The organism is uncultured Marinobacter sp. (assembly GCF_963974375.1).
Classification (GTDB): Bacteria; Pseudomonadota; Gammaproteobacteria; order Pseudomonadales; family Oleiphilaceae; genus Marinobacter.
In genome coordinates this window covers 1-4,700 of sequence record NZ_CAXBDN010000306.1, presented here as the reverse complement: position 1 = coordinate 4,700, position 4,700 = coordinate 1, and the positions used below count along the sequence as shown (strand labels likewise).

General features: G+C 58.0%; 2 protein-coding genes and 2 pseudogenes. 3 read left to right on the top strand and 1 reads right to left on the bottom strand.

Going from position 1 to position 4,700, the window contains the following annotated elements; all coding sequences use genetic code 11:
* A pseudogene (locus tag AAC035_RS18820) lies at nt 1-533 on the top strand (cryptochrome/photolyase family protein); the annotation flags it as partial.
* A gap of 82 nt (nt 534-615) precedes the next feature.
* Nucleotides 616-1,866 carry a hypothetical protein gene (locus AAC035_RS18815; protein ID WP_339806644.1) on the top strand — a complete coding sequence of 417 codons (1,251 nt, stop codon included), beginning with the start codon at nt 616-618 and terminating at the stop codon, nt 1,864-1,866.
* 194 nt (nt 1,867-2,060) lie between these two features.
* Here AAC035_RS18815 and AAC035_RS18810 read toward each other — a convergent pair whose 3' ends face one another.
* Complete coding sequence (locus AAC035_RS18810; RefSeq protein WP_339806643.1) at nt 2,061-3,749, bottom strand: HAD-IA family hydrolase; 1,689 nt, start codon at nt 3,747-3,749, stop codon at nt 2,061-2,063.
* 248 nt (nt 3,750-3,997) lie between these two features.
* Between AAC035_RS18810 and AAC035_RS18805 the strand changes: the two are divergent.
* A pseudogene (locus tag AAC035_RS18805) lies at nt 3,998-4,700 on the top strand (hypothetical protein); the annotation flags it as partial.

Genomic DNA, 4,700 nt, shown 5'->3' with positions numbered 1-4,700 from the left:
ACCAGCGCACCCTGCCCTGGTTCTACTGGACCGGTGACACCCGCATGCGCTGCATGCACAAGGCCATTGATGCCACCCATCGCAACGGCTACGCCCATCATATTCAGCGGCTGATGGTGACCGGCAACTTTGCCCTGCTGGCGGGTGTTCGCCCGGAAGACATTTGCGACTGGTATCTGGCGGTGTATGTAGACGCCTACGACTGGGTGGAACTGCCCAACACCCTGGGCATGGTGATGCATGCCGATGGCGGCTACCTTGGCTCCAAACCCTACGCCGCCAGTGGCAAGTACATCCAGCGCATGTCCGATCATTGCGCCAACTGCCATTACAACGTGAAGAAATCCACGGAAGACGATGCCTGCCCCTTCAACGCCCTTTACTGGCATTTCATTGACCGTCACCGGGATGCCTTCGCCGGCAATCCCCGCATGACCATGATGTACCGCAACTGGGAGCGTCAGAAGCCCGCGCAGCGGGAGGCTCTGATCCGGCGGGGCAACTGGCTGCTGGCTCACCTCGAGGACCTGTGATCCGCTTTCGCGGGATGCTGATTCGTGATATTTCCCGGGTCAGCATCTATGCTTAGGGAAATACTGGTGAGAAGTGATAAACGTGAAGTTGCTTCCAGCGCTGACCGCCACGATATTGGTTCTTGTCAGCAGTAGTCTGTCAGCCAACCGGTTGGATCTGTACACATTTCATTCTCCGCCCTACCAGATTGAGCAGGTGGCAGGCGAAGACCCCTACGCCGTTCACGGTACAACCGTTGACAGCGTTCGCTGTATCGCCCAACGATCAGGCTGGGACATGCGCGCGCAGCTGGTTCCCCAGAACCGTGCGATTCATGGTCTGCGCACGCAAACCATCGACGGCTATTTTGCGGTGGATGAGTCAACCCTGCTGAATGAGTACGCCTTGCCGACCGCCCCTGTTGCCCTGGAAAAGTGGTACTTCTACTCGCTGAATCCCATTGACGACTATACCAATACGCGCCTGGCCGCCATTGCCGGTAGCAACGAGGCACTCTGGCTTGAAGACAGCCCCTACGAACTCACCATGACGGTGTCCCATCCGCGCCAGTTACTGGCACTGCTGGAACGTGGGCGGGTAGATGCGGTAATGCTTGATCAACGGGTGATGGGGCTGTTGCAACTGACCGACAACGGTATTGGCCGTCTGGCCAGCAGTTTCATCCGATTTGCGCCACTGCATCTGTACCTGAACCGGCGTTTTGTCAGTGAACATCCGGATTTCATTGACCGCTTCAACCGCAACATCGATTCTTGCGTGCGCAGCGATTTCACCTTGAGCCAGGAAGAAACCCGAACGCTTGAACTTCTGGCGCAGGACCTGATGGCAGAACTCCAGCGGGAGATAGATCTCGAGCACTTTCTCTCTCAGCCGCTGCGTCACGAGCAACTCAGCGACATTCTGAATGCCGACGCGCTATGGCAAGCCCTGGCACCGGAATCACCGTCTGACCTTGCCCGGGAATTACTGATACGGCCAGAGTCAAAAGCGCTGGCAACATGGAAGGCCACGCACCAACCGCTGATTACCGAAGTCTTTGTCATGGACCGTCTCGGGGCCAATGTCGCTCTGTCACAGCTTACCTCTGACTACTGGCAGGGCGATGAAGAGAAATTCCAGCAGATTATTGAACAGCCCTCCGGTAGCCTTTATCTGGAACCCGTGTATTTCGACGCCTCGACCCAGACCTTTCAGATCATTGCATCCATGCCGATTCGTGCGTCATCGACTGATCGGTTGCTGGGAGCCATCGCAATCGGCCTCAACATCGAGCGGGCACTGGTCAGCACCAAACACCCTTCGCCGACCAGCAGAGCACGTCGTGCTGAATAAACCGGCTGTCTTTTGCTGAGAAGCCATTTCATATTCATCCGAGATCCTGTCCGGCGGTTACCAGTTCCCATGGCAGGAAAACGATGGCGGGCAGGCGTCCCGATGGATGTAAAAATCAGATAAACCCTGCCGCGCAACGCAGTTATCAGGGCCCGCAGTGGCTCCGTAGATCCGCGGATTAACCAGACGGGGCACTAGGGCGGCCCCACTTCACAGGCCAGAACCAGCGCCCAGAACTCGGAAAAATCGTTCACCACCACATCCGGCTTGTCGGGGTGCTTATGGGTCCCCGGGAAAATCCGGTTCAGCCACGGCTGATCCCACTGGGCACCATTGAAAAATACGGCGGTGAATCCCGCTCGCTTCGCAGCAATGACGTCGGTGGTACTGTCCCCCACATACCAGACACTGGGATCCGGCGGATAATCCAGCTTCTGCGCCGCCAGCAGCAACTGATCCGGATGGGGCTTTCGCAGGGGCGTATCATCTCCGCATACCTGCACATCAAACAGATGAGACCAGCCGGTGCCATCAACGGCAGCCAGTTCATGCTCGAAAAACTCCCGGTCCCGGTTGGTGATGACACCGACCAGAATACCCATTCGGCGCAACCCTTCCAGCACTTCCCGGACTTTGGGTTCAAAGGCCTTCACCGTGCCGTAGTGATTACGGTAGTGATGATTGAACGCCTTGTGGGCAATCTGCTTGGCTTCCTGGTCTTCACCAAACAGCACCTCGAAAATATCGGTGCGGGAAATTTTCCGGTCGGTGCTGACTTTCGGATGTAACCTGGCGAATTCCCGGACATAGGCCACCAGGCGGGCATCCTCCGGCGTTTTGCTGTCCTCCGGCGCCACCATACGGTCCATCAGCTTCAGCGTTCGGAAATCCGGCAACATGTCGTCCACGGCGTGGTACATGGCATCCAGTGTGTCTACCAGAGTGGCGTGCCAGTCCAGAAGCACAACGGAAGGCCGTATCAGTCTGACCACCGCCGGGTGCCAGTCAGCCTCAATTCGGGGCTCCGGGCGTTCTGGCGCAGGGAAAGGCCGGGGGCGGACGGTCGCCGGCGCCTGCTCAAAGGCTTCAGGATGAGCCCGTTCCTGCAATGCGAGCAAATCCATCAGATCTTCAAAACTGTCGAGGATGGCCACCGGTGCATCGCGATGGCTGAACCAGCTATCGATACGGCCCTGCTCCCAGCAGGCGCCGTTGTAGAACACACCGGAAACGCCGGCCCGGCTGGCGGTGAGCATATCCACATAACTGTCACCCACATACCAGGCCCGGCCATCTGCCGGCAGCCCCAGCTTGTCCAGAGCCTTGAGAATGACCTCCGGGTCTGGTTTGTACTCGGTGACGTCGTCGGCACACACCGTTGCGTCAAACAGGTGCTGCCAACGGCCTTCGTCAACCACACTGAGCTCCCGGTCAAGAAATTCCCGGTTGCGGTTGGTGGAAATCGCCAGTCGTATGCCTATCTGCCGGAGCGCGCACAGATATTCATAAGCACCGGGCTGAAATGGCTTCACCTGGCCAAAATACCTGCGGTAACAATCGTTATAGGCCTGATGAGCAATGGCTTTTGCCTGCTTGTCGTCGCCGAAAATTGCATTGAAAATATCGGTACGGGAAACCCGCCGTTCGGCAAGAATTCTGGGGTGGAGCCGCCGGAATATCCGGATATAGCGCACCAGCCTGGCGTCGTCGGCAGTTCGACACTGATCCTCAGGCAGCAACCGTTCCACCAGACCCAGGTCTTCAAGCTGGGGCAGCATGTCCTCCATGGCGCTGAACATGGCGTCGTGAGTGTCCACGAGTGTACCGTGCCAGTCGAAAATGAGTACCGATGGCGGCGGCAGGGATTCAGCGAAGCGAGCCATGTAACCTCCCGTGAGACAGATCAACCTGTCTCTCAGTTAAACCCATTTGCAGCCAATCCACCAAACCCCCTCACATTACATGACAGAGAATTGGTTTTTCTCCGGAGTCCCACCATGCGACTATAGATACGGGATGTCAGGCACCTTCTGGCCTGGCCGTCCCTATGTTCGCTTTCAGGGTATATCCGGGGTCGGTCAGGGGTACAGCGCAAAGCTGGGGACCGGGAAAGACAGGAAAGGAGACCGTTTTGCGTCACTCTATACGTTTCACACTGTTGCTGTTGCTGATGCCTCTGACGGCAGTGCTGACAGCAGCTGTCTGGTTGATTCAGGTGCCCGCGCTGGCCGTCCTTGACCGGATGTGGGAAGGCATTTGCCAGCAAACCAGTCTGGTTCCTTCACTGTGCCTGCAACCGGAGGCAACGGCACTCTGGTCCCTTGTTGCTCTCGCCACAGCATTTACGGTGTTGTGTGTCAGCTTCATTGCTTCATGGCTGATGCGTTACTGTGCCAGAGATCTGCAACAGCAGTTACTGGAAGTTCAGAAAGGTCAGCGTGACCAGCTGGCGGATCAGGTACCCAGGGAAGTTCAGGGGCTGGCCCAGCAAATCAATCGCTTGCTCAGCGTTCGCCCGGGCACCGTAGAGCCGGCATTACAGAGCCATCCAACCCCGGCTACACCGGAACAGCCCGTAACAAAACCGCTGCCGTCCGCCGCCCCCACCCGGGCCCGGGCGGTCTTTACCGCCAGTGAACCCGCAGCCGCTGACGACAAACCAATGACCGCTGCAGTGGACAAGGCCCCCACAGACGCGAGCACTGACACCCGCCCCGTCAGTACCGCTCCAGATGCGGTTCCGGTCTTCCGCAGTGGCGCGCGCAACGAATCCGTTGCCACATCAAAGGCGCAAGCCGCCAAACCCCGCCAGCCGGATGTCGAAAAGCCCCACA

Bases quoted from the DNA above. Each gene is read 5' to 3' on its own strand.
- AAC035_RS18810 (WP_339806643.1), bottom strand. From the start codon at position 3,749: ATGGCTCGCTTCGCTGAATCCCTGCCGCCGCCATCGGTACTCATTTTC.